Genomic DNA, 25,260 nt, shown 5'->3' on the forward strand with positions numbered 1-25,260 from the left:
GACAAGCTTAAACCTATAGGGAAGATTAAAGGCAGCGAGCCAAAAATAATGACTATATTAAAGGAGGACGATTAAATGCCAGAAGTTGAATTTGGAGGAAAAACATTTACTGTGGATGAAGACGGATTCATCGATTCTTACGAAAATTGGTGTGATGAATGGGTCCAATGGGTAAAACAAGAAGAAGGTATTGAAGAGCTGAATGAAGAACATGAAAAAGTGATTAAGGTTCTTCGTGAGTATTATGAGAAAAACGGAATTGCCCCCATGGTTCGGATCCTTTCCAAGGTGACCGGTTTCAAACTGAAACACATCTATGAACTTTTCCCGTCAGGACCGGGTAAGGGAGCATGTAAGATGGCCGGTCTTCCGAAACCGACTGGATGCGTTTAATTCAAAAGCAGTGATCAGGTTTATCAGTTTAAAAAAAGCCCTGCCCCAAAAGCAGGGCTTTTTTTGTTCGGGGGGAAAATGACTCTTTCAGTGAAATCAAAGATGAGGACACAATTTATTGATATTACATCTGAAATAAAGAAATCAGTCGGATCTTCCGGTGTTTCTCAAGGTTTGTTAATGTTGTATGTGCCGCATACCACTGCGGCAATTACCATCAATGAAAGTGCAGATCCTTCGGTCGCCTCGGATATTATGATGGTTTTAAATAAGGTTGTTCCCTGGAAAGCCGATTATGGCCACCTTGAAGGAAATTCACCGGCGCATATAAAATCGACCCTGGTGGGTGCTTCGGAAGTAATTGCCATTGAAAACGGTAGCCTTGTACTTGGCACATGGCAGGGCATATTTTTTTGTGAATTTGATGGTCCTCGAACCAGAAAAGTCCATATGCGGCTGCTCAAAGGGGAGTTTATTTAATGCCCCTGATAGATGATATCAACAGAGCCATACTTAACTCCATCCAGTCTGATTTCCCCCTGACGTCGCGTCCCTATCTGGCAATTGCCAAAGATCTCGGTCTTACGGAAGATGATGTTTTGCAGCGGTTGAATCGTTTAAAAAAAGAAGGCATTATTCGAAGAATAGGCGGTAATTTTGTTCCGGAAAAACTGGGTTTTATAAGCACCCTGTGTGCAGCCAGGGTTCCTGAAAACAAAATAGACTTATTTGCCGAAACTGTCAATCGATATCCCGGCGTGACTCACAATTATCAGCGCAATAATGAATTTAATATCTGGTTTACCTTTATTGCACCTTCCATGGATGAAATATACGATAACCTGGACAAAATACGGCTTGAAACCGGAATCAATGATATTATCAATCTGCCTGCAACGAAAGTGTTTAAAATTAAGGCGCAGTTTGACCTGTAATATCTATCTATAAAACAGATGTTTGATAGGTCAGTCGTGGGTCGTCCATTGCACGTTGCAAGAAAAAGGGGGGTCTCCTGTTGTTAAGTAAATTTACTTTTTACCGAAGTAAACGCTTTATAATCAACTGACTACATGCCACGGGCAACATATCAATACTAAAAAATGAAAAACATTCGTATTGCAGCGGTGATCTCCAATTCACCTGTAGGGCAAATCAGACAAAATCTTGTCGCTATGACCAGGCGGGTAAAGGAGGCCAAAAAGAAACGCGCCGCTATTATCTGTTTTCCAGAAATGAATATTACCGGTTACAGCACCCGAAAAAAAATAGTTGATTCAGCTCAATTTGTCCCGGGTTCCGTCACAAATGCGCTTGTAGACCTGGCGAAAAAAGAAAGTATGATTATCCTGGCAGGCCTTGCAGAAAAAGATAACCAGGGACGAATTTTTGCTTGTCATCTGGTGATAACCCCTCAGGGTATTTCAGGGGTTTACAGGAAATTGCACATTGCACCGCCGGAACGGAGAATTCTTTCGGTCGGAAAAAATATTCCGCTGTTTGAGGCCCTTGGTGTCAAATTTGGAATACAGCTTTGCTACGATTCCCATTTCCCCGAGCTTTCCACCCGAATGGCCTTAAAGGGTGCGGATATTATTTTTTTCCCTCACGCATCCCCGCGGGGAACACCCGAAGAAAAATTCAGTTCCTGGATGCGACACCTGACTGCCCGCGCTTATGATAACGGCCTGTTTGTGGTGGCGTGTAACCAGACCGGTGAAAATAACAAGGGGCTCAGTTTCCCGGGCATTGCTATGGCCATTGGTCCATCAGGAAATGTGATTGATAAAGATGTTAACGGAAGAGAAAATATGATGATCATTGACCTGAAAGGCGGTGATTTAGCAACAGTAAGAAACCATAAGATGAGATATTTTTTGCCGAACAGGAGATCCGATCTGTTTAATCTTCCGTAAGCGTTCATAGGCACCTTATCTGCGCGTGATCATGACAACCGGCATAGTAGATGATAACTGATCGCCATGATCACACACATCTGTAGAACCTGTGAACGCTTACAGGACTCGGATTGTGCAACCTTTTTACTTCAAATGGGTGTGAACCGGTACAATCTTCCTTCGTCAACCAATCTAAAAAGGAAATAGATATGACTAAAAAAGGGGCATTATCAGGAATAAAAGTTCTGGACCTGTCACGCCTTTTGCCGGGTCCATACTGTTCCATGATTCTGGCAGACCATGGTGCAAGGGTCATCGCCATAGAGGATAAACGGTTTATGGACGACGGGCTTTTTTTTGGCCAGATATACAGAAACAAGGAACATATGACTTTAAATCTAAAACCCGAAGAAGGGAAAGAAATATTATTTCGTCTGGCTAACGATGCAGACGTCATTCTTGAAGGTTTTCGACCAGGTGTGGTGCAAAGCCTCGGGGTTGACTATGACACCGTTTGTAAGGTGAATCCAAAAATAATCTACTGCTCTATTTCAGGGTACGGTCAGACCGGGCCATATCGTAAGCGGGCAGGCCACGATGTGAATTACCTGAGCGTATCCGGTGTTCTTGATCTTATCGGCCAGGCAAATCGCCCACCCCACATCCCCGGGATCCAGGTGGCGGATGTTGCAGGAGGGGGGATGAACGCAGCCATCGGAATCCTTATGGCCTTGTTTGCGCGGGAAAGAACCGGAAAGGGCCAGTATATCGATATATCAATGACTGACGGACTGGTTGGGTTTATGCCTACCGCCTTTTTTTTGAAACAGATGACAGGGCAATTTCCCCAACGGGGTGATTCAATGCTATCCCATAGATACGCCTGCTATAACACCTATGAGACCGCTGATGGAAGATATATTTCCGTGGGCAGCCTTGAACACCGTTTCTGGAAAAAACTTTGTGAGTTCCTTGAAGTGCCAGAATACATACCCCTTCAATATGATGAGAATCGACGTGAGGAGCTAATTGAATTTATGAAAACGACGTTTTTAAAAAGGACATTTGCCCAATGGAAGAAAGAATTGGCAGGCATTGATGCCTGCTGCGAACCGATTCAAAATTTTGCAGAAGTCTTGAAAGACCCCCTTTTCCGTGATCGGGAGATGATCGTTGAAGTTGCCGGCAAGGATGGGGAAAAAACGCCAACCATTGGCATTCCTGTCAAACTGAGCAAAACTCCCGGGTCAATCAATACCCCGCCGGTTGACTTTGGTGAAAACACAGAAGCGATACTCAAGGAACTTGGATACTCAACCAAACAAATTAATAAACTGGCTGACAATAAGATCATCTAATAACTCGCGCAAAAATCACTTTGGGTTTTCAGCTATAGAGACACCTGTATGCTATCTAAATTTCACCTATTTAATACTCTTGAACACATTGGTCGGCTGGGTGTTATGCGTATCGGGCAACGCAAAAGGGCATGTATTGACATACTGCTTATTATCAGCCTGGTCTTTGTTGATCTGTGGTTTTTAAAACCGTTTGGGTTTAAATTGACCAGTGCGCTGGTATATTTAGGATTAGTTGTTCTGATGGCGTGCATCTTTTTGCGCATCAGGAAATTACCGTATCTGTCACAGTTACCTCGTCAGACATTACCGCGCATTTCTGCTGTAGTGGCGATAGCAACAGTGATACAGGTGGCCCTTATTCTTATTTGCGCTTATATGGCCGGGGTGCTTGAAGCAGAGCTGACCTGGGCCTCGTTTGGTAAACCACCATCCAGGCTACCGTCGTGGGCAGTTGAAAAGGTAATTACCGTTACTGTACAGCAGGTTGGGTTGCAACTGGTTTTTTTTCCGCTATGTTTTGAGATATTAAACAGCAAATGGGCGTCTGCTTTGATCGGGTCAGGATTATTCGCACTTCTTCACGCACCAAACCCGCTTCTTATGATAGGTACCTTCATAGCTGGGCCGGTCTGGTTCTGGCTTTTTTTATACGGAGGTCGCCTGATTCCGATCGTGCTTTCACATATCATCCTGGCTTCTTTCCTGCGGTTTGCGATTGTAAGCCATGTGCATCTGGGTCTTGGGGTTGGTGCCCGGGCTTTGCCTAAACTCTGTGTTGTTTGGTGGTTAGACAATTACAATTTATGGCCCGCTATAAGCCGATACAGCTCAAAGGAATATTTTAACAATCAAGGAGGAACAAATGAGCGGTTTATTCATGGCTGTTATCGCGACATTCTTGGTCGAAATGAATCTGAAGCAGAAAAAAAACGGATATTTACCGAGATGCAATATCGAACCCGCAAAGAACTTGTGATTGGTTTTTTTACTCATCCCGAGTACATCCGGAAAAAAAACCTGTCTTTTCCCGGCTCGCAATGTTCCTGGTATATGAAGCCAAAATACAAAGTGAGGAAGTTGAAAAGACCCGACAAATCCCGATAGGTCGACCAAGCTATCTCAGGCATAATGCTTTCGATCAACAAGCTAAAAGAGTTACTATGGCCATGGGAAAATAAGCCTTGACAAAGTTTCGCATGTTTAATATTGTGCAAAAAGTTTAATGATATTATGTGGGCTTGGAAAAAGGAGAGTGTGGATGAAAAAGCGAAGTGATTTGATGACCAAAGGGCCGGAAAGGGCACCCCATCGCTCCTTGCTGAGAGCAGACGGTTTTTCGGACCGGGAGCTTAACAGGCCGATTATCGGAATTGCCAATTCGTTTAATGAAATTATACCCGGGCATATCCATCTGGACAAGCTGGTTGAATCTGTAAAGGCAGGGATCTATTCTGCCGGAGGAACACCCATGGTGTTTAATACCATAGGTGTTTGTGACGGTATTGCCATGAATCATGAGGGAATGAAATATTCGCTTGTCAGCCGTGAATTGATTGCGGATTCCGTGGAAATTATGGCAATGGCTCACCCTTTTGACGGCCTCGTGCTAATCGCCTCGTGCGATAAGATCATTCCGGGAATGCTCATCGCCGCTGCCAGATTAAATATTCCTTCCATTTTTGTTTCCGGAGGGCCCATGCTTGCCGGCAGAGTTTTAGGAAAAAATACGGGACTCGATAAGGTTTTTGAGGCGGTGGGACGCTTTGCCATAGGAAGTATTTCTGAAGATGAACTGCTTGAATATGAATGTAAAGCATGTCCGGGTTCCGGTTCCTGTTCAGGGATGTTTACAGCCAACACCATGAGTCATTTATCCGAGGCGCTGGGCATGTCACTTCCTTTTAACGGAAGTGTACCGTCTGTTTTTTCTGAAAGGGTTTTGCTGGCAAAACAAACCGGAGTCACAGCGGTGGAACTGGTAAATAAGGATATCAAACCGAAAGATATTATGACCAAAGAGGCTTTTTATAACGCCATTGCACTGGATATGGCGTTGGGAGGCTCAACCAACACCACCCTTCATATTCCTGCAATTGCTTATTATGCTGATGTGAACATCACCTTGAAGGATTTTGATCGTTTTACAGAGAAAATTCCCCATCTGACCACCCTGGCCCCTTCCGGACCACATCATGTAGAAGATCTGTTTTATGCTGGAGGAGTGCTGGCAATTTTAGCAGAACTTCGAAAAGCCAAGCTGATTAACGATCGGCAGATGACGGTTTATGGTAAATCCATCGGAGAAATGCTGGATGAAATTCGAGCCGGCATAAAAGATTCGTCAGTCATTCGTCCTGTGGAGAATCCTGTTCATGAAACCGGAGGCCTGGCTGTTTTAACAGGGAATTTGGCACCGGATGGAGCCATTGTCAAACAGGTGGCTGTGGCTGATGAAATGCTTCGGCATTCAGGCCCGGCACGTGTTTTCGACAATGAAGAAGACGCTGTATCTGCCATTATGAGAAAGCGAATACAAAAAGGAGAAGTCATTGTGATCCGTCATGAAGGCCCCCGGGGCGGTCCGGGAATGAGGGAAATGTTATCTGCCACGTCGGCGGTCGCAGGTATGGGGATGGATAGAAAGATAGCTCTAATTACCGACGGTCGATTTTCCGGTGCCACCCGAGGGGCTTCTATAGGACACATTTCTCCTGAAGCTGCCGCAAAGGGTCCGATTGCGATTGTCCGGGATGGAGATATTATCCATATTGACATTCCAGGTAAAAAGCTAAATATCCAGATTTCAGATGAAGAAATTCGCCACAGAACGGCCGAATTGTCTGAATTCGAACCAAAGATAAAAACCGGCTGTTTGGCCAGGTATGCTAAAATTGTATCCAGTGCGAATAAGGGAGCGGTTTTTCCTAAGTAGTTTCCTTTCATAAATGGCATCTTTCGGCCCAGAACCGCGTTCTCGCTTTTTTGCAATCCTCGACGTAGTTATACTACGCCTCCGGTTGCAAAAACGCTGCGGCCTTGTTCTGAACCAGATAAGCGCAGACTTCGAAATCTACCATTTCTGAAAGGATACTAAGCGAAATTTAAACCAATGGTTTTTATATAGTCTAAAATCAAAATTAATGGAGGCCGTATCATGAAAAAATTAATAATAATGATGGTGTTAGGTACGTTTATTTGTTTTACCACCACCGCAATGGCTGCAATGAAAATCAAGCTTGGTGTTGTAACCAAACCTGGTAGTGCCCAGAACATTGCGGCGGAAAAGTTCAAAGAGCTGATCGAACAGCGTTCAAAAGGCAAAATCAAAGTCCAGATCTTTCACTCTGCATCCCTGGGAAATGAAACTGAAATTCTCCAGCAGGTTCAGATGAACACGGTTCAGATGGCAATTATTACCGGTGGACCATTTGACACCTTTGATCCCGTTGCCAGGGTGATTAACTATCCATTTCTTTTTAAAGATAATGCACAGGCCGATGAAATTCTGGATGGGCCACTTGGGGCCGAAATATTGAAAAGTCTTGAAAGTTCAGGATTTAAAGGACTTTGTTTTTCGGAAAACGGCTTCAGGAACCTAACCAATAACAAACATGAAGTAAAAAGTCCGGCAGATATCAAAGGACTCAAAATCAGGGTCATGGCCTCGGCAATTCATAAAGCCATCTGGAAGGCGCTTGGGGCAAACCCGACCCCCATGCCATGGCCGATTTATACCGAACTGGAGCAGGGTGTAATCGATGGCCAGGAAAATCCTCTATGGGTAATGGAGGTGTATAAGTTCTATGAAATACAAAAATATATGACCTTATCCCGCCATGTCTATTCGTATCATATTGATGTTGCTTCTCTTAAATGGTGGCAAACTCTCGATTCAAAAACCCGGGATATGGTTCAAAAAGCAATGCATGAAGCAGCGGTATTTCAGCGAAAGCAAAACCGGGATAAAGATGCCGCACGGCTGAAGTTTTTAAAAGAAAAGGGAATGCAGGTCATTGAAAATCCGGATATAGCTGCATTTCGTGACAAGGTGGCCAATCTGAAGGATATGGATTTGTACGGCGATCCCAAAGTGAAGACCATGCTTATAAAAATGCTTGAGGCCACGAAGTAGCGAAAAAAAAGGCAGAAGGCACAAAGGCAGAAGGGAAGGACCGGATGCTAAGATCATTTATTTTTTCCTCCTTCTGCCTTTGTGCCTCTGTGCCTTCTGCCTTTCCCACTGCCTCTTTACTTTTATAACCAGATAGTATTATAAAACGACACTTTTTTCCTAAAGGCGAGGATTTTATGCACACCCTTGAACGATTAAGTCGCTCACTGAATCATTGGATCGAATATTTTCTTTTCGGTCTTGGCTTTACCATGGCCATCATTGTGGCTGTCCAGGTTTTTTTCCGGTATGTGTTGAATCAATCCTTATTCTGGTCCGAAGAACTTGCACGTTTTATTCTGGTATGGCTTACTTTTTTCGGGGCTTCGGTGGCATATTATCGGCAGGCCAATCCGGGGGTTGATTTCCTGTATGCGAAGATGTCTCCTTCAATCCGGAAAGCATCCACCGTATTGATTCATCTTGTTTCAATCGTTTTATTTTGCGTCATGATCTTTTACGGATGTCAATTTGCCTATTTTGTCCGGTTGCAGATATCACCGGCCCTTCAGCTGCCCAAATGGATGATATTTAGCATTATTCCAATGAGTGGTCTTGTTTTTCTTCTTCACGGCCTCACATTTTTGCTCAATGAGTTTAAAAGAGGCAGTCGTGACAACTGAAATCCTCATCCTCTCCCTGATTTTTCTTTTTGCAATTAACACGCCGATTGCAATTGCCATCGGCGTGGCTTCGATTCTGGCAATATTTGTCCAGGGAGACTTTACCATGATGATGGTGGTACAGCGAATGTTCAGTGGAACAGACTCCTTTCACCTTTTGGCTGTTCCTCTTTTTATGTTTACCGGGACTCTCATGGAAGCCGGTGGGATCAGCCGCAGGATCATCGATTTTGCCAATGCACTGGTGGGATGGCTTCCGGGAGGGTTGGCGGCAGTGACAATTGTTTCCGCGATGTTTTTCGCCGGTATATCCGGTTCCGCTGCTGCGGATGCCGCTGCTGTGGGTGCCATCCTGATTCCGGCAATGAAAAAATCAGGCTATGAATCCGATTTTGCTGCAGCGGTTCAGGCATCCGGAGGCTCCATTGGTGTAATCATACCCCCTTCAATCCCCATGATAATCTTTGGATTTTTAACCGGGGCTTCCATCGGCCAACTTTTTGCCGCCGGTATTTTTCCCGGTGTTCTTATCGGGCTGTCTCTCATCGGGGTCGCAACCTATCTTTCAGCGAAAAAAGGCTATGTATCCACAACCGGTTTTTCTCTAAACGAAGTCTGGCGCACATTTAAAAGATCATTTCTTGCCATGGGCGCGCCGATTATCATTCTCGGCGGTATCCTTTTTGGAATATTCACTGCCACAGAGTCGGCTGCCGTGGCCGTGGTCTACGCGCTTATTGTAGGTGTATTCGTGTATCGAAAGATCAAGATTAAGGATCTTGTTCATTTATTCAAAGACGGTTCAATTACATCTTCGATTGTTATGTTTATCATTGCCACAGCGTCTGTTTTCAGCTGGATTGCAGCCATCGAAGACATCCCTGCCCGGCTGGCAGGCACATTGCTTACTTTGACTGAAAACCCGATTGTTTTGTTGCTGCTGATTAACATGGTTCTTCTCATTGCCGGTACATTTGTAGAAACCACCGCCTCATTGATTCTACTTGTACCCATGATTACGTCGATGCTCCCTTCCCTTGGCATTGATATGATTCAACTTGGAGTCATTGTGGTGGCAAATCTTGCCATCGGAATGCTCACACCCCCAATGGGAATTTGCCTAATCGTGTCTTGTTCAATTTCAGGAGATAGCCTTTCAGCCATCAGTAAACGGATTTTACCATTTCTGGGAATTTTAGTGATTGATCTTCTAATCATTACCTTTTATTCACCCCTGACCATGTGGATGGCGAAGTTAATGACAAAATAGTAAAGGAGTAAAATTGTGAAAATTGTGGTCGTCGGTGCAGGAGCCATGGGGAGTCTTTTCGGAGCACTTCTGGCTGAGTCGGGTGAAAATGTCCGGCTATATGATATATGGGAAGAACATGTTAAAGCCGTTAATGAAAAAGGTCTTGGAATTGAACGTGACGGGAAAGTCCGCACGGTTAAGATAGATGCAACCACGGATAAAAAACAGATCGGAAAGGCAGACCTTGTTATTATTTTTGTCAAATCGACCCATACTGATGTGGCTGCCATGATAGCCTGCGAAATCCTGCAAAATAAGGGCTTTGTATTGACACTTCAGAATGGAATGGGTAATGCGGACATAATAGCCCAAGTGATTGATCCTGAGCGAATCATCGCAGGGACCACATCCCACGGGGCCACTATGCTTGGGCCGGGGAATATCCGTCATGCAGGAACCGGACAGACCTTAGTCGGTATATGGTCTGACAGCGAAAAAGCAGGTATTGGGAAAATCGTCGATGTATTCAACAAAGCAGGTATTGCCACCGAAACGGTGGATGATGTGCGAAAGGTGATTTGGGAAAAACTGCTGGTCAATGTGGGCATTAATGCGATTACCGCCTTAACCGGAATTAAAAACGGTATGATTCTTGACCTTACCGCTACCAAAGATCTATCCCGCGTTGCTGTGGAAGAAGCAATGGAAGTCGCTAGGTCACAGGGTGTCAAGGTGGCGGATAACACAGTTGAGCATGTTTTCCGGGTGGCCGAAGCTACCGGGGTCAACCGTTCATCCATGGGACAGGATGTTGATAATAAACGCCAAACCGAAATCAGTGTCATTAACGGAGCGGTAGTAAGGGAAGCTCAAAAACATGGTATTCATGTGCCGGTGAATCGAACCTTAACCGCCTTGATAGAAACGATGCAAGCACATTATGAATAGTTGTGGGTCATCAACAAAAGAGTTGTTAGGATCATAAGGGTACAAGGATTAAAGGGGTCATGGGTTCGAGGGAAACGATTAAGGATTATAAATTTGACAAAAGTCTTATCAATTATGTTTAGAAATTTATAAAATAACAAAAAGATTTCCAAATGAAGAAAATATGACCTGATTCCGCATTTAAGGGGAAGTTGGCCCGCCATAGTTAGACGGAAATGCACTCATAATATCGAACAAAGAAAAGCGCTTGACCCCTTGAAGCCCTGAATCCTTGAACCCTTTACATCAACCTATATAGAGAATAACCTCATTTATATCCTGTTAGCCATGTGTAAAATAAAATGAAAACAGAAAAACAATTTAAGGAGAATCACCTATGAGCGATAAAAAAGTAACCGTTCTTGATGTGAAACAGGCGAAGAAAGACGGGCGCAAGCTGGTTATGGTAACTGCATATGACTATCCTTTCGGGTTGATGGCGGATGAGGCCGGCGTCGATATCGTCCTGATTGGCGATTCCCTGGGTATGGTAGTCATGGGACTGGAAGGCACTGTTGAAGTGACTATGGACCACATGATTCATCATATCCGGGCAGTTGTTCGCGGTTGTAAGCGACCGCTGGTAGTGGGGGATATGCCGTTTATGAGCTATAACACTTCTATTCGAGATGCGATCATAAACGCCGGTCGCCTGATGAAAGAGGGCGGTTGCGATGTGGTTAAACTGGAGGGAGGGGTTGACTTTGCTTCGACTGTCGAAGCAATTGTAAAAGCCGGCATACCGGTTCAAGGACACATCGGCTTGACTCCTCAGACAGCCAGCGCTCTAGGAGGGTTTAAGATGCAGGGAAAAGACGCCAGGGCAGCCATGCGAATTATCGACGATGCCAAAGCACTGGAAGATGCCAGCGTATTTTCCATGATCTTGGAAGCTGTTCCCGCTCCACTGGGAAAACTGGTGGCAAAATCGGTCAGCGTGCCTGTCATCGGGATCGGCGCAGGTGTTGATGTGGATGGTCAGGTACTGGTCACCCATGATATGATCGGGTTATTTAACAAATTCGTGCCTAAATTCGTCAAGCAGTATACTAAAATAAGGCCGACTATTATCAATGCCATCAAAGCTTACAAAGATGAAGTTGTTGAAGCATCATTTCCCGGTCCTGAACATTCTTTCAAAATGTCTGATAACGCCTTGGAGCAACTTAAAAAATTGATGACGTCGTAAAAAGACTCATCTACTGCGTTGTAACGGTTTTTCAGGAACTCGACATACTACTTGTATAGTCTCGTCCCTGAAAAACCGTTACGCCTTGTATATGAGCCTTTTTACGACGCCATCCATCTCTTACTTTTTATGAATTCATCAACCTTTAGCATTTTATATTGACTTGTGCAGTTGCCACTATTAAATTATTTATTAGTCGTTCACAGCTTCAAACATGAATCTTGAAATTAGAAAGTAGAAATTCGGGAGGTCAAATTCCCAATTTCTACTTTCTAATTTCAAGTCGTAACCGCCTACAAGAAATAGCTATTCATGCCTTCTTCACCCAAGAGTGACGGTAATAATCCTATCGAAAACAAAATACTCCGAATTGTAGAACAAACAATTAAAGCTCACAGAATGTTTGAGACAAAGGATTCCGTCCTTGTCGGTGTTTCAGGTGGGCCCGATTCCGTGGCTCTTCTTCACCTTCTTCTTAAAATCGCTTCAGGACTTTCTCTCACCCTGGGTATTGCTCACCTAAATCATGGCATTCGCGGCATTGATTCAGACCGGGATGCCGAGTTTGTGAAATCCCTTGCCGGAAAGCTCGAATTGCCCTTTTATATTAAAAAAAAAGATGTCTTAAGCTATAAAAAAAATCACAAGCTTTCGCTGGAAGAGGCTGCCAGGAGGGTTCGATACGATTTTTTGTATCAAATTGCCGGAGAAAATAAGTACCATAAAATCGCTCTGGGTCACCATGCCAATGATAATGCGGAGCTGGTGCTTATGTATCTTTTCAGAGGCAGCGGGCCATCCGGTATTTCCGGCATACCACCGGTAAGGGATGATTTGCGTCAATATGGCAAAATAGTCCGTCCTTTATTAGGATTAACCAGGTATGAAATTATGGATTACCTGACTGCCAAAAAGCTGGAATATGTGACCGACATATCAAATGAAGATACAAAATTTCTTCGAAACAAGGTTCGCGGCGAATTAATCCCCTTATTAAAAGAATCATACAACCCCAGAATCATTGAAACGGTGAATCGCCTTTCATCGATTGTCAGATCTGATGAAGAATGGATTGAGGAGATGATTGCTCCTTTGTATGAAGATATTATTTTATATTCAAAAGAAAAAGAGATCGCCCTTTCAATCCCCAAAATGGTTCGAATCCATAAGGCTGCCCAGAGGCGAATCATACGCAGAGCGGTTGAAAGCATAAAAGGGGATTTAAGGCGCATTACCTTTTTCCATATTGCCTCTGTTATCAAACTTTTAGAAAGAGGTCCTGCTTTTGGAAGTCTCGATCTTCCAGATACCATCACGGTCACCAGAAAAGAGGACACCCTTTATATTTGGTCAGGTAAAAAAAGGCGTTCAAGAATTAACACCCACCCTGAAAATATGGAAAGACCTATTTTCGAGTACACCATTCATAAGCCAGGTCTAAAACCGGAATCTTTGTGTATTAAGGAAACAGGGTATCGTTTAAGCTTCCGTATCATCAGCGCCAGCAATATGGCAGACATCCAAAATGCTGGACAACAGGTGGCTTTTTTTGATATGCACAGTCTGACTTTTCCCTTGGTGGTGAGAAATGTTCGTCCGGATGATCGTTTTACCCCTTTGGGGATGACCGGCTCACAAAAGCTTAAAAAGTTTTTTATCAATAACAAAATTTCCAGAGGCAAGCGAGCCAACTGCCCTGTTCTTGTTAGCGCAGATAAAATTATCTGGGTAGTCGGCCACAGGCAGGGTAATTTGGGTAAAGTGACCCAATCCAGCGGAAACGTGCTTAAAGTTCAGCTTTCACTTGCCTAATTGACAATGATGATTACATTTATAGACTGGAAATTGTGATTGACGTCCCGCCAATGGCGGGAGAAAATAAGTAGACTGCGAAAAGTATCGCTTGGTAGTGATATTATGGCGGATACAGTCAAATAGGAGGGAACATCTTTTGAACCCGTTTTATAAAAATCTATCTTTATGGCTGGTCATCACACTGATGATGATTATGCTGTATAATCTTTTCAATCAACAGCACCTTTCAGAAACCAATATCAGTTACACCGAATTTCTTTCCATGGTGGAAAATGAACGTGTGGCAGAAGTGATTCTACAGGGACAGGAGCTCATCGTAACGGATAGCAACCGGAATCGTTTTAAGGTATTTGCCCCTCAGGATCCTGATCTGATTAAAATTCTCAGGGAAAAAGGCGTGACGATTCAAGCCAAACCCCCTGCAGAATCGCCATGGTATATGTCCGTTCTTGTGTCATGGTTTCCCATGATCGTACTCATCGGTGTATGGATATTTTTCATGCGGCAAATGCAGGCCGGAGGCGGCAAAGCCCTTTCTTTTGGGAAAAGCCGTGCCCGTTTGCTTTCAGACCAAATGGAGAAGGTGACATTCGAAGATGTGGCCGGAATAGATGAAGCAAAAGAAGAGTTGGGTGAAATTGTTGAATTTTTGAAAGAACCCAAGAAGTTCACGCGTCTTGGCGGACGGATTCCAAAAGGTGTGCTGCTGATGGGGCCTCCGGGAACCGGTAAAACCTTGTTGGCCCGTGCCATTGCAGGGGAAGCGGATGTTCCGTTTTTCAGTATCAGCGGCTCTGATTTCGTAGAAATGTTTGTCGGAGTGGGTGCCTCCCGTGTCAGGGATCTTTTTGTACAGGGTAAAAAAAATGCGCCCTGTATTATCTTTATTGATGAAATTGATGCGGTGGGAAGACATCGGGGTGCCGGGCTTGGCGGAGGCCATGACGAGAGAGAACAGACCTTAAACCAGCTTCTGGTTGAAATGGACGGATTTGAATCCAATGAAGGCGTTATCCTGATATCTGCGACAAACCGACCCGATGTGCTTGACCCTGCCCTTTTACGCCCGGGGCGATTTGACCGCCAGGTGGTTGTTTCCCTGCCGGATATAAAGGGCCGGGAACTCATCCTCAAAGTTCATATGAAAAAAACCCCCATTGCCCCTGATGTTGACCAGGTTGTTCTGGCAAAAGGAACCCCGGGTTTTTCAGGAGCCGACCTTGAAAATCTGGTCAATGAAGCCGCTCTTCTGGGTGCCAAAAGGAATAAGGAAAAGATTGACATGGCAGACTTTGAAGATGCCAAAGACAAAGTTTATATGGGCCTGGAACGAAAGTCGAAAGTCATCAAAGAAGAAGACAGGAAGGTGACGGCATACCACGAGGGTGGTCACGCACTGGTTGCCCGATTTTTGCCGGAAACAGATGCGGTTAATAAGATCACCATCATTCCCAGGGGTCGTGCGGCAGGCATTACCTGGTTTTTGCCCGAAGAAAGGGATTTTAAATATAAGGACCAGCTAGAAAGTGAACTGTCGGTTGCCTTTGGCGGGCGCGTGGCTGAAGAGATTGTATTTAAGCGTATCAGTACCGGAGCAGCCAACGATATCAAGCAGGCAACGGATCTTGCCCAAAGGATGATACGAAGCTGGGGAATGAGTGAAAAGCTGGGCCCACTTTCCTATGCAAAAAATGAGGAGCAAATTTTCCTGGGGCGAGAGATCGCTCAGCACAGGGATTACTCTGATGAAACAGCCCGAAAGATTGATGATGAGATCAACAGCCTGATCGAATCCACTTACCGCCATGCCAAAAAGGTTTTAGAAGAAAACCTGGATATCCTTCACAAACTGGCCGAACTTTTGCTTGAGAAAGAGACGGTTCAGGGAAAGGAGCTGGACGAACTTATTTTTTCCATGCGACCGGGAATACAGCTTCCTTCAAAAAGATCTGAAGACCAGGCTGAAAACCAAGACTCCGAACAACCTTCCATTTAAAGATATTTTAAGTTATGAACATATTCGACCTTTCCTGGAATTCCCACCATCTTGAAATCGGTAAACGAACGTTGATTATGGGAATTGTCAATGTGACGCCTGATTCTTTTTCTGATGGAGGGATTTTCTTCAACTGCGATGATGCGGTGGCCCATGGCGAAAAAATGGTTGAAGACGGTGCGGATATCATTGACATCGGGGGAGAATCGACACGCCCCTTTTCAGATTCCGTATCTGCCCAAGAGGAAATCAGGCGGGTTATTCCTGTCATTAAAGAACTTGCAAAACGTGTGTCGGTTCCCATTTCCATCGATACAACCAAAGCAACAGTAGCAAAAAGAGCTCTTGAAGCAGGGGCTTCCATGATTAATGATATCGGGGCACTTCGGCTCGACCCAGATATGGCTTCTGTTGTCTCGGAGCACGGGGTGCCGGTTATACTGATGCATATGCTGGGAACTCCGAAAACCATGCAGAACTTTCCTGAGTATGATGACCTTATTAAGGAAGTTAAATCATTTCTTGCCGATGCCATTAACAGGGCTGAAAAAAGTGAAATTCCAAAGACTAAAATAATCATCGATCCCGGAATCGGTTTTGGAAAAACAGTTGAACATAACCTTATTTTGTTAAAGAATTTGCACGAATTTTTATCTTTAGGCGTTCCTGTCTTAATTGGATCTTCAAGGAAAGCATTTATCAGAAAAATAATCAAAGATGAAACAGCTCAGGATATCAGCCCGGATTTGCCGGTGGTGGAAACAGGCACCCAGGCTAGCATTGCGGCGGCAATTTTTAATGGTGCTCACATCGTGAGGGTACACGATGTGGCAAATACCCGTGCAACAGTAAAAATAGCTGATGCCATCAAACATGTATAAAGGGATAGACGTACCTGTCTTCGTCTCTTCTCACGGCGTAACCCGAAGGCAAAGCCTGATCGGATACTTTTATCTTCTAATTTTAACGTTAGTCGACGCTTACGTTGATGCCGGACAAAAATACCAGGCCAGAGATTATTAATATTTTTCGCCAAAAAAAAATAAAGTGGCTCATTGTTTGCCTTGTCATCGGCGTAGGCGGCTATTTTTTACGGCCCTCTTCTTTTGATGAAACCGACCTATTACTTCCTGTGGGTGTTGATAAAATCCCTGCAGGATTGACCATAACCGGTTTTTCGCCAAAAAATATTGAAGTTCGAGTTCGTGGGCCCAAATCTGCAATTAAAAATATTGGTAAGCTGAAGCTGAGATATACAGCCGATTTATCCAATGTGTCCGGAGGAATTCATTCCATTCCGCTAAATCTTAAAAGTGTTGGCTTTCCCAAGAAATTTTCGGTTATAAACGTCAATCCAGCTTTCATTGAGGTGGTCGCAGATATTGAAATATACAAAAAAGTTCCTGTTGAAGTTTCCTATACCGGTGAACCTGCTGCGAACTTCTTTGTTTCTGATGCCTTGGCAGAACCATCTTCGTTAATCTTGCGTGGGCCTAAAAAGTTCCTTCACCCTCTAGAAAAGGTTTTAACCAAATCCGTTGATATCAACGGAGCTGTAAAATCCTTCAAAAAAGAAATCACCCTTGATCTTCCCGAAATGATTGATATCGTTTTCCCTAGCGGAGTACTTCATGCCGAAATATTTTTAAAAGAAAAATTTGCCATAAAAAAAATCAGCAACATTTCTGTAGAGGGAAAAAATACAAAATACCCATATAGTATTACACCTCTATCAATAAATATTGAAATAAAAGGGCCTGTAAATATACTCGAAAAACTTAAGGTTAAAAAAGAAATTAAGGTGTATGTTGATCTTAAAGGATTGAAACCGGGCATTTACGTCAGACGTGCGGCCATTACTCTGCCGGTAAAAACCACCCTGGCCGGTGTAGAGCCCGAAATATTTACAGTGAAAATTGGTCAATAATGGTAATTGTTCAGGTGGATAGGCAGAAGGCTGAAGACTGTTAGGAAAAAGAGGAAATATAACTCGTTCTGCAAGCATGTTTGGTGCAAAAAACAGCTGTTTCAGCCGAAATACGGCAATATGGCTCTTCTGCCCGCTTCAGTCTTCAGTCTAAACACCTTTAGCCTGACTACGTAAGTAGTCACCAATAATGAAGGGATACCAGCTATGCTTCTTGTTATAGACATTGGAAATACAAACACGGTAATCGGTGTTTACGATGGCAACCACCTGATAATGGATTGGAGAATTCGAACCGAAAGAAATACCACAGAAGATGAATTTAATCTCCTTATTACCGGTCTTTTTGCCGGCAGCGGGATTCGGCCAAAGGAAATCGACCGGACCATTATTTCCAGCGTTGTACCGCCCATGGTAACCATCCTGAATCATTTTTGCGTTAAATATTTGGGATATTCACCGCACTGGGTTGATGCTGCATCCTATACCGGCATGCCAATTCCTTACTACAATCCTGAAGATGTTGGAGCAGACAGGATTGTTAATGCAGTGGCCGCATTTGATAAATACCATTGTAGCTTAATTGTGATAGATTTTGGAACAGCCACAACCTTTGATGCTATTTCTGAAAAAGGAGAATATCTTGGCGGAGCCATAAGCCCTGGTATCATGATTGCTTCAGAAGCGCTGTTTAGGAAAGCATCCAAACTTCCCAGGGTTGAAATATTTGTTCCTCCTGAAAGTGTAATCGGAAAGGATACAGCCGGTAGTATAAAAGCTGGTATTATTTACGGATATGCAGGCCTGGTGGATGGGATGGTAAAACGAATGAAAGCGGAGATGGGAACAGACCCCCGAATAATTGCCACTGGAGGTCTGGCAGAACTCATCCATAAAGTCTCTGAGACAATCGAAGCAGTTGAACCGGCTTTGACTCTTGACGGGCTTAAAATTATCAGCAACCACCTTTGAAATTCAAGACCTCTTTATTCACATTTCCTTAAGATAGTCAGTTACCTTCATCACAACCATATTAAAAAATCAGATTATTGAGATTAATCAACCTTCAATTTTCATGTTTGCCGAAAGATAGCTGGATTAGCAAAAAAATGAAGCCAAAGAGCAAGGAAACTGGTTTTCTCGAAATCATTTTTATATGTAAAAAATTGGATGCCATTGGGTTCCATTATTGCTTTGTCTGTGGGAAATATGAAATATTTTACATACTTTTTAGGCAATTGTGAAATTATTTACATAATAATGAAGCTGGATTTGTGTAACACTTATCAACGATAAAAGGTATCATCTTAATAGGCATTAAGCTATAATAGCATAACTGATTAAAATTATAAATAAAATTTAAACGGGCAAATTAGTCAAAAAAATAATACCAGTGCTTGATCTAACTGGCATATCTCTTGCTGATATCTATTCCAAAAGTGTTTAATATTTTGAAATTTGATTTTTGCAAGAGGAGAGATTGCATGAAGAAAGTTTTAATTGTTTTGCTTGTTTCAATTTTAGCAATCGTTTTAATAAATTTTGTTTTCACCGGAAACGTTTTTTCATTACCTCCCCCCAATCTAATTAGCACTTTTTATAAAGATTCTAACGTCTCCATTCCCGAACCTGCCACAATGTTTCTGCTTGGCATAGGTCTGATTGGTATAGCTGGTTTCGGAAGAAAGAAACTATTTAAAAAGTAATAAAAACATTATTAAAATGCATAACAAAAAAGCCGTTCGGAGAAACACCCGAGCGGTTTTTATTTTTGTAAAGTTTTCCTGTCCTAGCTACCACGACGATCTGTGTTATTTCTTCTTTCCGGAATATGGAGAGAATATTGAAATTGCCTACGATTTCCGACTGCCCGCCGCCCAACGCCTCTTTTTTCCGCGATATGATATGTATAATCAAATTTACGGCGTTCTCTTGCTTTCCATCGATTGCTACTTCTTCTTTCCGGAATACAAAATGAATACCTGAACATTCGACACTCCCGGCTTGTTCTAATACTTCGGAATCCAGAGCTCTTTAATTTTGGCATTATAAAGTGATTTCTCATAACGATTATTAATAGATCAGGAAAATTAAAGGAAAAGCGCAAGATTTAGAATTTTGATGAACGCGTAAAAAGCCTTTAATCGCCGGATGACGTCGTAGAAAGGCTTATATACAAGGCGTAGTGGTTTTTCAGGGACGAGACTATACAAATAGTATGTCGAGTTTCTGAAAAAACGCTACAACGCAGTAGATGAGACTTTCTGCGCCGTCATCAGAATTTTGGAGGACGTTCGATATTAAGATCACTGATCTTATATAATAGCGTCTTATAACTTATTTTCAAAATTTTGGCGGCTTTGCTTCGATTCCAATCTGTCCTGCCCAAAACATAAGAGATCGCCTCTTTTTCAACCTTGTCAAGAGTCCTTTTCTTTATTTCTTTAAGGGAAAATGAGTCAAGATCAGGTGGAGAACCGACTGCAGAATTGAGTATATCAGAGACAATTGAATGCTCTTTTGAAGATGTCTCTGCAACTGCCAAATCGTCTGTGGCATAGCTGCTGTGTGTAAGTTCACTAACAATTTCTTCCCAATTGCCCATCACCAGAATTCGTTTCAGCACATTCTGAAGTTCTCTAACATTTCCAGGCCAATGGTATTTTTTCAGCTTTTCGATTAAGCTGTAATCGGGCTTTACCTCAGTATTTTTAAATCGAGGCGAGTATTTTCTTAAAAAATGATCTATCAGAACCGGGATATCTTCCGGTCTTTCGCGAAGAGGGGAAATATAGATTTTTATAATGTTCAGCCGAAAGTACAGGTCTTCCCTGAACTTTTCATTTTTAATGTCTTTCTCAAGTTCATGGTTGGTGGCGGCTAATATCCAAGTATCTGTTTTTAAATCTTTTTCAGAGCCCAAGCGGGAAAATTCCCCACTTTGAAGAACATGGAGAAGTTTTGCTTGAAGAGAAATGGACATATCGCCGATTTCATCCAATAGTAAAACTCCTCCATGAGCCATTTCGAATTTTCCGCGTCTTCTGCGTTCAGCTCCGGTAAAAGCTCCCTGTTCAAAACCGAAAAGTTCACTTTCAAGCAGCCCGTCCGGTAGTGCAGCGCAGTTGATTTTAACAAAGGGCTTTCCTTTCCTGGGTGACTTCTGGTAAAGGTTTTGTGCAACCACCTCTTTGCCGACACCACTTTCTCCGCAAATAATTATATTCAAACCTGTGTCGGCAACGTGATTTATAAGCTCTTTTGTTTTAACTAAATTAGCGCTTACACCGATTAAGGGAGAAATTTTTTGCAAATTGTTATTCATATATCAAGCCCTATTTTTTCTTGAAAGTAAATCAAGAACGAAACCTTCCAGTTCATCAAGCTGTAATGGCTTTGACAGTATCAGGTCGGCATTTGCTTCTGAAGCCAGTGATTCGGGATGTTCACCCCATCCTGTAATTGCGATGACCGGCGTATCGGGATTTTTTTTCTTTATAATAGAGATAACAGCAACCCCGCTGATATTGGGCATTACAAGATCAGTTATTACCAGATCAAACCCTTTTTTATCAGATTCGAACAGTTTAAGTCCGTCAAGGCCGTTAAGTGAAGAGACAACCTCATAATTTTTCTTACTGAAAAACGCATGAAGCATGGTTAGGGTTTCTTCGTTGTCGTCAATAATGAGCAATTTGTATGGTTTATCCATTTTTAGCCTCTTATTGGGTTATTGTTTGCAACCCCGGAGGAATAACTCCTTGGGATTCTACCCGATGGAATAAAAATAAATTCAATTGGACCCCGATATGGTAGATTTACGCTATAATATCGGCTGACAAGCCCGCTTTGCTTCCACAGACAGAGTATGCTATTTCCAATTACATTGAATTCTAGTCTTTCGTCATTTGCCTTATTAAAATGGCTATTGAATATGATAAACCGATAGGTTGCAGTTAAATTAGATTATAGAGCGTTTTGGGATGTATAATGTTCACATTTGGTGAATACCATGGTGGTATCAACCTCTGAATTCAGGTTTCAACAGGAAACCATGAGCATAGTAGTTAATGTGCTCTCTAAATTTTATAAAGTATTTACATGAAATTAGCAAGTATATTATTTGAAATGAGTTGGCATAACTTTACACAATATTAATGAAATAATATTCACATTATAGGAAAATATTTTCTCATTATTTTACTAATCAAATCAACAAATGACAAATCAATTTAATTTTAACAAAAAATTATCTATATTGAAAGCATTATTTTATCAATAAATAGCAACACTTTTCGAATAGTATTGATCATATTTGTTTAAAAATCGGGTTAATTGATAATATTCTGCATTTTGGCATAGGACTTGCTTTTGCAATTCGCACCTTAAGCTTGCCGTACTTTAAAAATTAAATGCCTTAGTAAATAATTTTAAAAGAAGATTACGTATCATGCTTTTTTTCACCGAAGAGTCTCAAAGTACGCAAAGAATCTTTTTTTATTGTTTTCCGCTGAGCCCCGCTATCTGAAGCTGGATAAAAGGGCGGAAAGCTATAAGGAATTCATCTCTATGAGAAAAAATTAGATATAAAAACATGTAGTTGTAACAATATAAATGCTGATTGATTTTTCTTTGCCGTCCTTCCTGTCCGCCGGTAATTTTGGTGGATCAACGGCAAAGAAATAAATTTCTTACTTTGCGAACTCAGCGTCTTGAGCGAAGCCCCGCTTAGCGCGGGACAAGCCGGGCGGTTAAAGAAACCTATATGGAATACGCTATGTTATGTATATAGCCATGGATAGGCTTACAGTCCATTGCAATAAGGGTTGAATGATGAAAAACTCTTTTTTCCCTATGAGCTGTTCATGCAACTGACTACAAACAACCGACAACAAACAAGTGTCAACAAGCAATTTATCCTCTTCTAATAAGATTAGAGAAAAAAATGTTAAACAAGTGCCCAACGATAGTCGGGAACAATCCGGAAATAGTTAAAATAAGAGAGATGATTCCGGAACTTAGCCGTTCCAGCGAAACGGTTCTTCTAAAAGGTGAAAAAGGGACGGGCAAAGAACTTATTGCAAAAGTTATACAGCACAAGTCCGCCAGAGCGAAAAATCCGTTTATAAAAGTAAACTGTTCTGCATTATCAAACCAAATGTCTGAAATTGAACTTCTCGGGAGAAATGTAAAGGCGATTAAAGATTTAAAGCAGCGTAAAAAGGGAATTTTTTCAGTTGCAGACACAGGAACTCTCTTTTTCAATGAGATTGGACAGTTGCCGCCTGCGTATCAGGCTGAACTTATGATTCTGAAAGAAAACCTTATGTCAAAAACCATGGCTAAAACAGAAGAAAAAGTTGACGTCCGAGTAATTGCCTCTACCAGTACTGATCTTGAGTCATTAGTTCGGAAAGGAGCTTTTCTGCAAAAACTTTATTACAGACTAAATGCGGTCAGCATAATAATACCGCCACTGAGATACAGGTTGGAGGATATACCATTTATAGCTGATTTTTTTACTGATAAATACTGTGCAGAATTAGGCAAAAAACATTTCAAGTTGTCGCAAAAAACAAAAAGTGAATTTTTCAATTATCATTGGCCGGGTAATATTTTGGAACTAGAGAACCTGGTAAAAGGTGCAGTGGCACTCGGTAATGAAGATCACTTAATTTTTCAACATAAATGGAAAGACAGGAAAAATGAATATACACATAATTTTAATGAGTTAACAGATATAAAAAAACATAAAAAGAGTTCAGGCGATTTACCCTTAAAGGATATTTGCAGGGAAATTATTGCGCAGGCAGAACAGAAACTTTTGAAACAGGCCCTTGAGAAGACAAACTGGAACAGAAAAAAGGCAGCAATGATGCTGCATATCAGTTACAAGTCACTGTTGAACAAAATAAAGGCATACAATCTTACCTAAAAAGGACTATAAGAAAATGCGAAATCCCACAGAAACAATTAAACCTAAAGAGATCATCGAGATAGTTTTAAGACGCCGCTGGTACATTATCATACCGTTTTGCTTATTAATGATTGCAGGGATATGTGCCGTATTTGTTCTGCCTAAGATTTACACTTCAAGCACCTTAATTCTAATACAATCTCAGAAAGTGCCTGAAGAATTTGTCCGGTCTCTTGTTTCTGCTGATCTTGATTCCAGAATAAATACCATATCCCAGCAAATAAAAAGTCGTACAAATCTTGAAAAGATAATAAAAGAATTCAACCTGTTTCCCAAGCCGGAACATGACCAGATTTTTATAGAAGACAAAGTTGAGGCGATCCGTGACCGAATTTCAATTGATCTTATAAGAGAACGCCGCAGGACTTCTGCGGATGCTTTTTCGATTTCCTTCAAAGGAAGGGACCCCGAAGCGGTTAAAAATGTAACCAACGCTCTTGCCAATTATTTTATACAGGAAAATCTTAAATTCAGGCAGGACCGGGTAATGGGGACCAATGTCTTTCTTCAGAATCAGCTGAGTACTATGAGAAACAGACTTGAGGAACTTGAAAAAACAATAAAGAATTACCGCGAACGAAACATGGGGAGTCTTCCTGAACAGCTTGAAACCAATTTAAGGATACTTGACAGGTTACAGGCGCAGCTCGGTGAGAAGCAAGAAAGTCTTAGGGATGCAAAGAACAGACTTGCTATGTTGGAAAACCAGATACCAAGTATAACTGAAACCCAGACTTCAGAACATACAGTTCAACCGGGAATCGGAGATTCTTCAGATCCCGAACAAATAAAAGAACAGCTTACCAGTCTTAAATTAAGATATACTGATAAGCATCCTGATGTTATAAGGCTTACAAAGACTCTGGCAGACCTTGAGGCAGCCGGAAAAAACGGCGCAGAATCGCCCACAGGATTGTCGCGCCTCAGTGCTTCTGACAGAAGACAGTACGAAGAGATAAAAAGGGAAATAAAGACCCTGGAAGAGGATATTTTAGAAACTACTAACCAAATACAGGCTATTGAAAAACGGGTTGAGAATACTCCGAAAATGGAACAGGAGCTTTTATCTTTAAAAAGGGATTATGATAATATAAACGAAACATACAATTCTTTATTAGCCCGTAAGCTCGAAGCCGAGATGTCGGTTAACATGGAAAGCAAGCAAAAAGGTGAACAGTTCCGAATAATAGACCCCGCCAGGAAAGCGGAAAGACCGAGCGAACCTGATCTGAAAAAATTGTTTATTCTTTTTATCGCAGCCGGTTTAGGTATAGGTGGTGGCCTGGTTTTTCTGCTGGAGTATCTCGATTCTTCATTCAAAACCCCGGATGATATTGAATCGCACCTTGACCTTCCCGTTCTTGCAACTGTTCCAGCAATACTTCATCCCAGAGATGTAAGAATGAAAAGACTCAATCAGGTACTAAGTATTTTTTTTATTATTGTAACCATTGCATTGCTGGCCGGATTTACTTTTGTTTCACTATCAGGCTTTGACCTGGAGAGCCTTAAAAACATTACATAATCAGCTGAAAATATTTGTAGCATTTACATTTAATTACAGAGCTAAACCCCCAGCTAAGCTGGGGAGAATGGCAAAAGCTATGCTGAGTATTTAAAAAATGCTCCTTTTGGATTAAAGGTAACAGCGCTGATTCTGTGACCAAAATCCAA

At 42.2% G+C, this 25,260-nt stretch carries 22 protein-coding genes; 20 read left to right on the forward strand and 2 right to left on the reverse strand.

All coding sequences use genetic code 11. The features are described from left to right. Nucleotides 1–75 precede the first annotated feature (75 nt). The 18 genes from SWH54_14190 (at nt 76) to SWH54_14275 (ending at nt 19,315) form a co-directional block, all read left to right on the forward strand. The gene (locus SWH54_14190; GenBank protein MDY6792407.1) at nt 76–393 is read left to right on the forward strand and encodes a TusE/DsrC/DsvC family sulfur relay protein; all 318 of its coding nucleotides are present in this window, start codon (nt 76–78) and stop codon (nt 391–393) included. Nucleotides 394–471: 78 nt separating this feature from the next. Beyond that, nucleotides 472–873, forward strand: a complete 402-nt coding sequence (locus SWH54_14195; GenBank protein MDY6792408.1) for a secondary thiamine-phosphate synthase enzyme YjbQ — start codon at nt 472–474, stop codon at nt 871–873. Further along, nucleotides 873–1,328, forward strand: coding sequence for an AsnC family transcriptional regulator (locus SWH54_14200; GenBank protein ID MDY6792409.1), 456 nt, complete (start codon nt 873–875; stop codon nt 1,326–1,328). The genes SWH54_14195 and SWH54_14200 overlap by 1 nt, the downstream gene beginning before the upstream one ends. Before the next feature lie 165 nt (nt 1,329–1,493). After that, the gene (locus tag SWH54_14205) at nt 1,494–2,306 is read left to right on the forward strand and encodes a nitrilase-related carbon-nitrogen hydrolase (GenBank protein ID MDY6792410.1); all 813 of its coding nucleotides are present in this window, start codon (nt 1,494–1,496) and stop codon (nt 2,304–2,306) included. Between the two features lie 191 nt (nt 2,307–2,497). Then, nucleotides 2,498–3,646: a CaiB/BaiF CoA-transferase family protein gene (locus SWH54_14210; protein MDY6792411.1), complete on the forward strand. Its 1,149-nt coding sequence runs from the start codon at nt 2,498–2,500 to the stop codon at nt 3,644–3,646. Nucleotides 3,647–3,694: 48 nt separating this feature from the next. Further along, nucleotides 3,695–4,753 (forward strand): type II CAAX endopeptidase family protein, encoded by a 1,059-nt coding sequence (locus SWH54_14215; GenBank protein ID MDY6792412.1) that lies wholly within the window; start codon nt 3,695–3,697, stop codon nt 4,751–4,753. A gap of 154 nt (nt 4,754–4,907) precedes the next feature. Then, complete coding sequence (gene ilvD, locus SWH54_14220) at nt 4,908–6,581, forward strand: dihydroxy-acid dehydratase (GenBank protein ID MDY6792413.1); 1,674 nt, start codon at nt 4,908–4,910, stop codon at nt 6,579–6,581. Nucleotides 6,582–6,803: 222 nt separating this feature from the next. Beyond that, a complete protein-coding gene (locus SWH54_14225) occupies nt 6,804–7,781 on the forward strand; it encodes a TRAP transporter substrate-binding protein (protein MDY6792414.1) in 978 nt (325 codons plus the stop codon). 176 nt (nt 7,782–7,957) lie between these two features. Further along, nucleotides 7,958–8,443 (forward strand): TRAP transporter small permease, encoded by a 486-nt coding sequence (locus SWH54_14230; protein ID MDY6792415.1) that lies wholly within the window; start codon nt 7,958–7,960, stop codon nt 8,441–8,443. Then, nucleotides 8,433–9,713, forward strand: a complete 1,281-nt coding sequence (locus tag SWH54_14235; GenBank protein ID MDY6792416.1) for a TRAP transporter large permease — start codon at nt 8,433–8,435, stop codon at nt 9,711–9,713. Before SWH54_14230 ends, SWH54_14235 begins: the two co-directional genes overlap by 11 nt. Nucleotides 9,714–9,728: 15 nt before the next feature. Beyond that, nucleotides 9,729–10,643: a 2-dehydropantoate 2-reductase gene (locus tag SWH54_14240; protein MDY6792417.1), complete on the forward strand. Its 915-nt coding sequence runs from the start codon at nt 9,729–9,731 to the stop codon at nt 10,641–10,643. A 376-nt stretch (nt 10,644–11,019) separates the two neighbouring features. Continuing rightward, nucleotides 11,020–11,871 (forward strand): 3-methyl-2-oxobutanoate hydroxymethyltransferase, encoded by an 852-nt coding sequence (gene panB, locus SWH54_14245; protein ID MDY6792418.1) that lies wholly within the window; start codon nt 11,020–11,022, stop codon nt 11,869–11,871. A 399-nt stretch (nt 11,872–12,270) separates the two neighbouring features. Continuing rightward, a complete protein-coding gene (gene tilS / locus SWH54_14250; GenBank protein ID MDY6792419.1) occupies nt 12,271–13,683 on the forward strand; it encodes a tRNA lysidine(34) synthetase TilS in 1,413 nt (470 codons plus the stop codon). A 139-nt stretch (nt 13,684–13,822) separates the two neighbouring features. Then, nucleotides 13,823–15,682: an ATP-dependent zinc metalloprotease FtsH gene (gene ftsH, locus SWH54_14255; GenBank protein ID MDY6792420.1), complete on the forward strand. Its 1,860-nt coding sequence runs from the start codon at nt 13,823–13,825 to the stop codon at nt 15,680–15,682. Between the two features lie 14 nt (nt 15,683–15,696). Continuing rightward, complete coding sequence (gene folP / locus SWH54_14260) at nt 15,697–16,563, forward strand: dihydropteroate synthase (GenBank protein MDY6792421.1); 867 nt, start codon at nt 15,697–15,699, stop codon at nt 16,561–16,563. A gap of 107 nt (nt 16,564–16,670) precedes the next feature. Beyond that, nucleotides 16,671–17,609 (forward strand): CdaR family protein, encoded by a 939-nt coding sequence (locus tag SWH54_14265; GenBank protein ID MDY6792422.1) that lies wholly within the window; start codon nt 16,671–16,673, stop codon nt 17,607–17,609. A gap of 207 nt (nt 17,610–17,816) precedes the next feature. Further along, nucleotides 17,817–18,581, forward strand: coding sequence for a type III pantothenate kinase (locus SWH54_14270; GenBank protein MDY6792423.1), 765 nt, complete (start codon nt 17,817–17,819; stop codon nt 18,579–18,581). A 512-nt stretch (nt 18,582–19,093) separates the two neighbouring features. Next, nucleotides 19,094–19,315, forward strand: coding sequence for a PEP-CTERM sorting domain-containing protein (locus tag SWH54_14275; GenBank protein ID MDY6792424.1), 222 nt, complete (start codon nt 19,094–19,096; stop codon nt 19,313–19,315). A 569-nt stretch (nt 19,316–19,884) separates the two neighbouring features. Here the strand turns inward: SWH54_14275 and SWH54_14280 are convergent. Both SWH54_14280 and SWH54_14285 read right to left on the reverse strand, forming a co-directional pair. Beyond that, the gene (locus tag SWH54_14280) at nt 19,885–20,934 is read right to left on the reverse strand and encodes a sigma-54 dependent transcriptional regulator (protein MDY6792425.1); all 1,050 of its coding nucleotides are present in this window, start codon (nt 20,932–20,934) and stop codon (nt 19,885–19,887) included. Between the two features lie 3 nt (nt 20,935–20,937). Further along, the gene (locus SWH54_14285) at nt 20,938–21,321 is read right to left on the reverse strand and encodes a response regulator (protein ID MDY6792426.1); all 384 of its coding nucleotides are present in this window, start codon (nt 21,319–21,321) and stop codon (nt 20,938–20,940) included. A gap of 1,233 nt (nt 21,322–22,554) precedes the next feature. Between SWH54_14285 and SWH54_14290 the strand changes: the two genes are divergently transcribed. Together SWH54_14290 and SWH54_14295 are read left to right on the forward strand one after the other, a co-directional pair. After that, complete coding sequence (locus SWH54_14290) at nt 22,555–23,544, forward strand: sigma 54-interacting transcriptional regulator (GenBank protein ID MDY6792427.1); 990 nt, start codon at nt 22,555–22,557, stop codon at nt 23,542–23,544. 16 nt (nt 23,545–23,560) lie between these two features. After that, a complete protein-coding gene (locus SWH54_14295) occupies nt 23,561–25,111 on the forward strand; it encodes an XrtA system polysaccharide chain length determinant (protein MDY6792428.1) in 1,551 nt (516 codons plus the stop codon). The last annotated feature ends 149 nt before the right edge of the window (nt 25,112–25,260 follow it).

Source organism: Thermodesulfobacteriota bacterium (assembly GCA_034189135.1).
Classification (GTDB): domain Bacteria; phylum Desulfobacterota; class Desulfobacteria; order Desulfobacterales; family JAUWMJ01; genus JAUWMJ01.

What these genes read in the sequence shown, in the direction of transcription:
- SWH54_14265 (MDY6792422.1), top strand. Translation starts at nt 16,671, where the DNA reads ATGCCGGACAAAAATACCAGGCCAGAGATTATTAATATTTTTCGCCAA.
- SWH54_14215 (MDY6792412.1), top strand. Translation starts at nt 3,695, where the DNA reads ATGCTATCTAAATTTCACCTATTTAATACTCTTGAACACATTGGTCGG.
- SWH54_14210 (MDY6792411.1), top strand. Translation starts at nt 2,498, where the DNA reads ATGACTAAAAAAGGGGCATTATCAGGAATAAAAGTTCTGGACCTGTCA.
- SWH54_14200 (MDY6792409.1), top strand. Translation starts at nt 873, where the DNA reads ATGCCCCTGATAGATGATATCAACAGAGCCATACTTAACTCCATCCAG.
- SWH54_14270 (MDY6792423.1), top strand. Translation starts at nt 17,817, where the DNA reads ATGCTTCTTGTTATAGACATTGGAAATACAAACACGGTAATCGGTGTT.
- SWH54_14230 (MDY6792415.1), top strand. Translation starts at nt 7,958, where the DNA reads ATGCACACCCTTGAACGATTAAGTCGCTCACTGAATCATTGGATCGAA.
- SWH54_14275 (MDY6792424.1), top strand. Translation starts at nt 19,094, where the DNA reads ATGAAGAAAGTTTTAATTGTTTTGCTTGTTTCAATTTTAGCAATCGTT.
- SWH54_14205 (MDY6792410.1), top strand. Translation starts at nt 1,494, where the DNA reads ATGAAAAACATTCGTATTGCAGCGGTGATCTCCAATTCACCTGTAGGG.
- SWH54_14225 (MDY6792414.1), top strand. Translation starts at nt 6,804, where the DNA reads ATGAAAAAATTAATAATAATGATGGTGTTAGGTACGTTTATTTGTTTT.
- ilvD (MDY6792413.1), top strand. Translation starts at nt 4,908, where the DNA reads ATGAAAAAGCGAAGTGATTTGATGACCAAAGGGCCGGAAAGGGCACCC.
- SWH54_14285 (MDY6792426.1), bottom strand. Translation starts at nt 21,321, where the DNA reads ATGGATAAACCATACAAATTGCTCATTATTGACGACAACGAAGAAACC.
- SWH54_14295 (MDY6792428.1), top strand. Translation starts at nt 23,561, where the DNA reads ATGCGAAATCCCACAGAAACAATTAAACCTAAAGAGATCATCGAGATA.
- SWH54_14290 (MDY6792427.1), top strand. Translation starts at nt 22,555, where the DNA reads ATGTTAAACAAGTGCCCAACGATAGTCGGGAACAATCCGGAAATAGTT.
- SWH54_14190 (MDY6792407.1), top strand. Translation starts at nt 76, where the DNA reads ATGCCAGAAGTTGAATTTGGAGGAAAAACATTTACTGTGGATGAAGAC.
- SWH54_14280 (MDY6792425.1), bottom strand. Translation starts at nt 20,934, where the DNA reads ATGAATAACAATTTGCAAAAAATTTCTCCCTTAATCGGTGTAAGCGCT.
- SWH54_14195 (MDY6792408.1), top strand. Translation starts at nt 472, where the DNA reads ATGACTCTTTCAGTGAAATCAAAGATGAGGACACAATTTATTGATATT.
- panB (MDY6792418.1), top strand. Translation starts at nt 11,020, where the DNA reads ATGAGCGATAAAAAAGTAACCGTTCTTGATGTGAAACAGGCGAAGAAA.
- tilS (MDY6792419.1), top strand. Translation starts at nt 12,271, where the DNA reads ATGTTTGAGACAAAGGATTCCGTCCTTGTCGGTGTTTCAGGTGGGCCC.
- folP (MDY6792421.1), top strand. Translation starts at nt 15,697, where the DNA reads ATGAACATATTCGACCTTTCCTGGAATTCCCACCATCTTGAAATCGGT.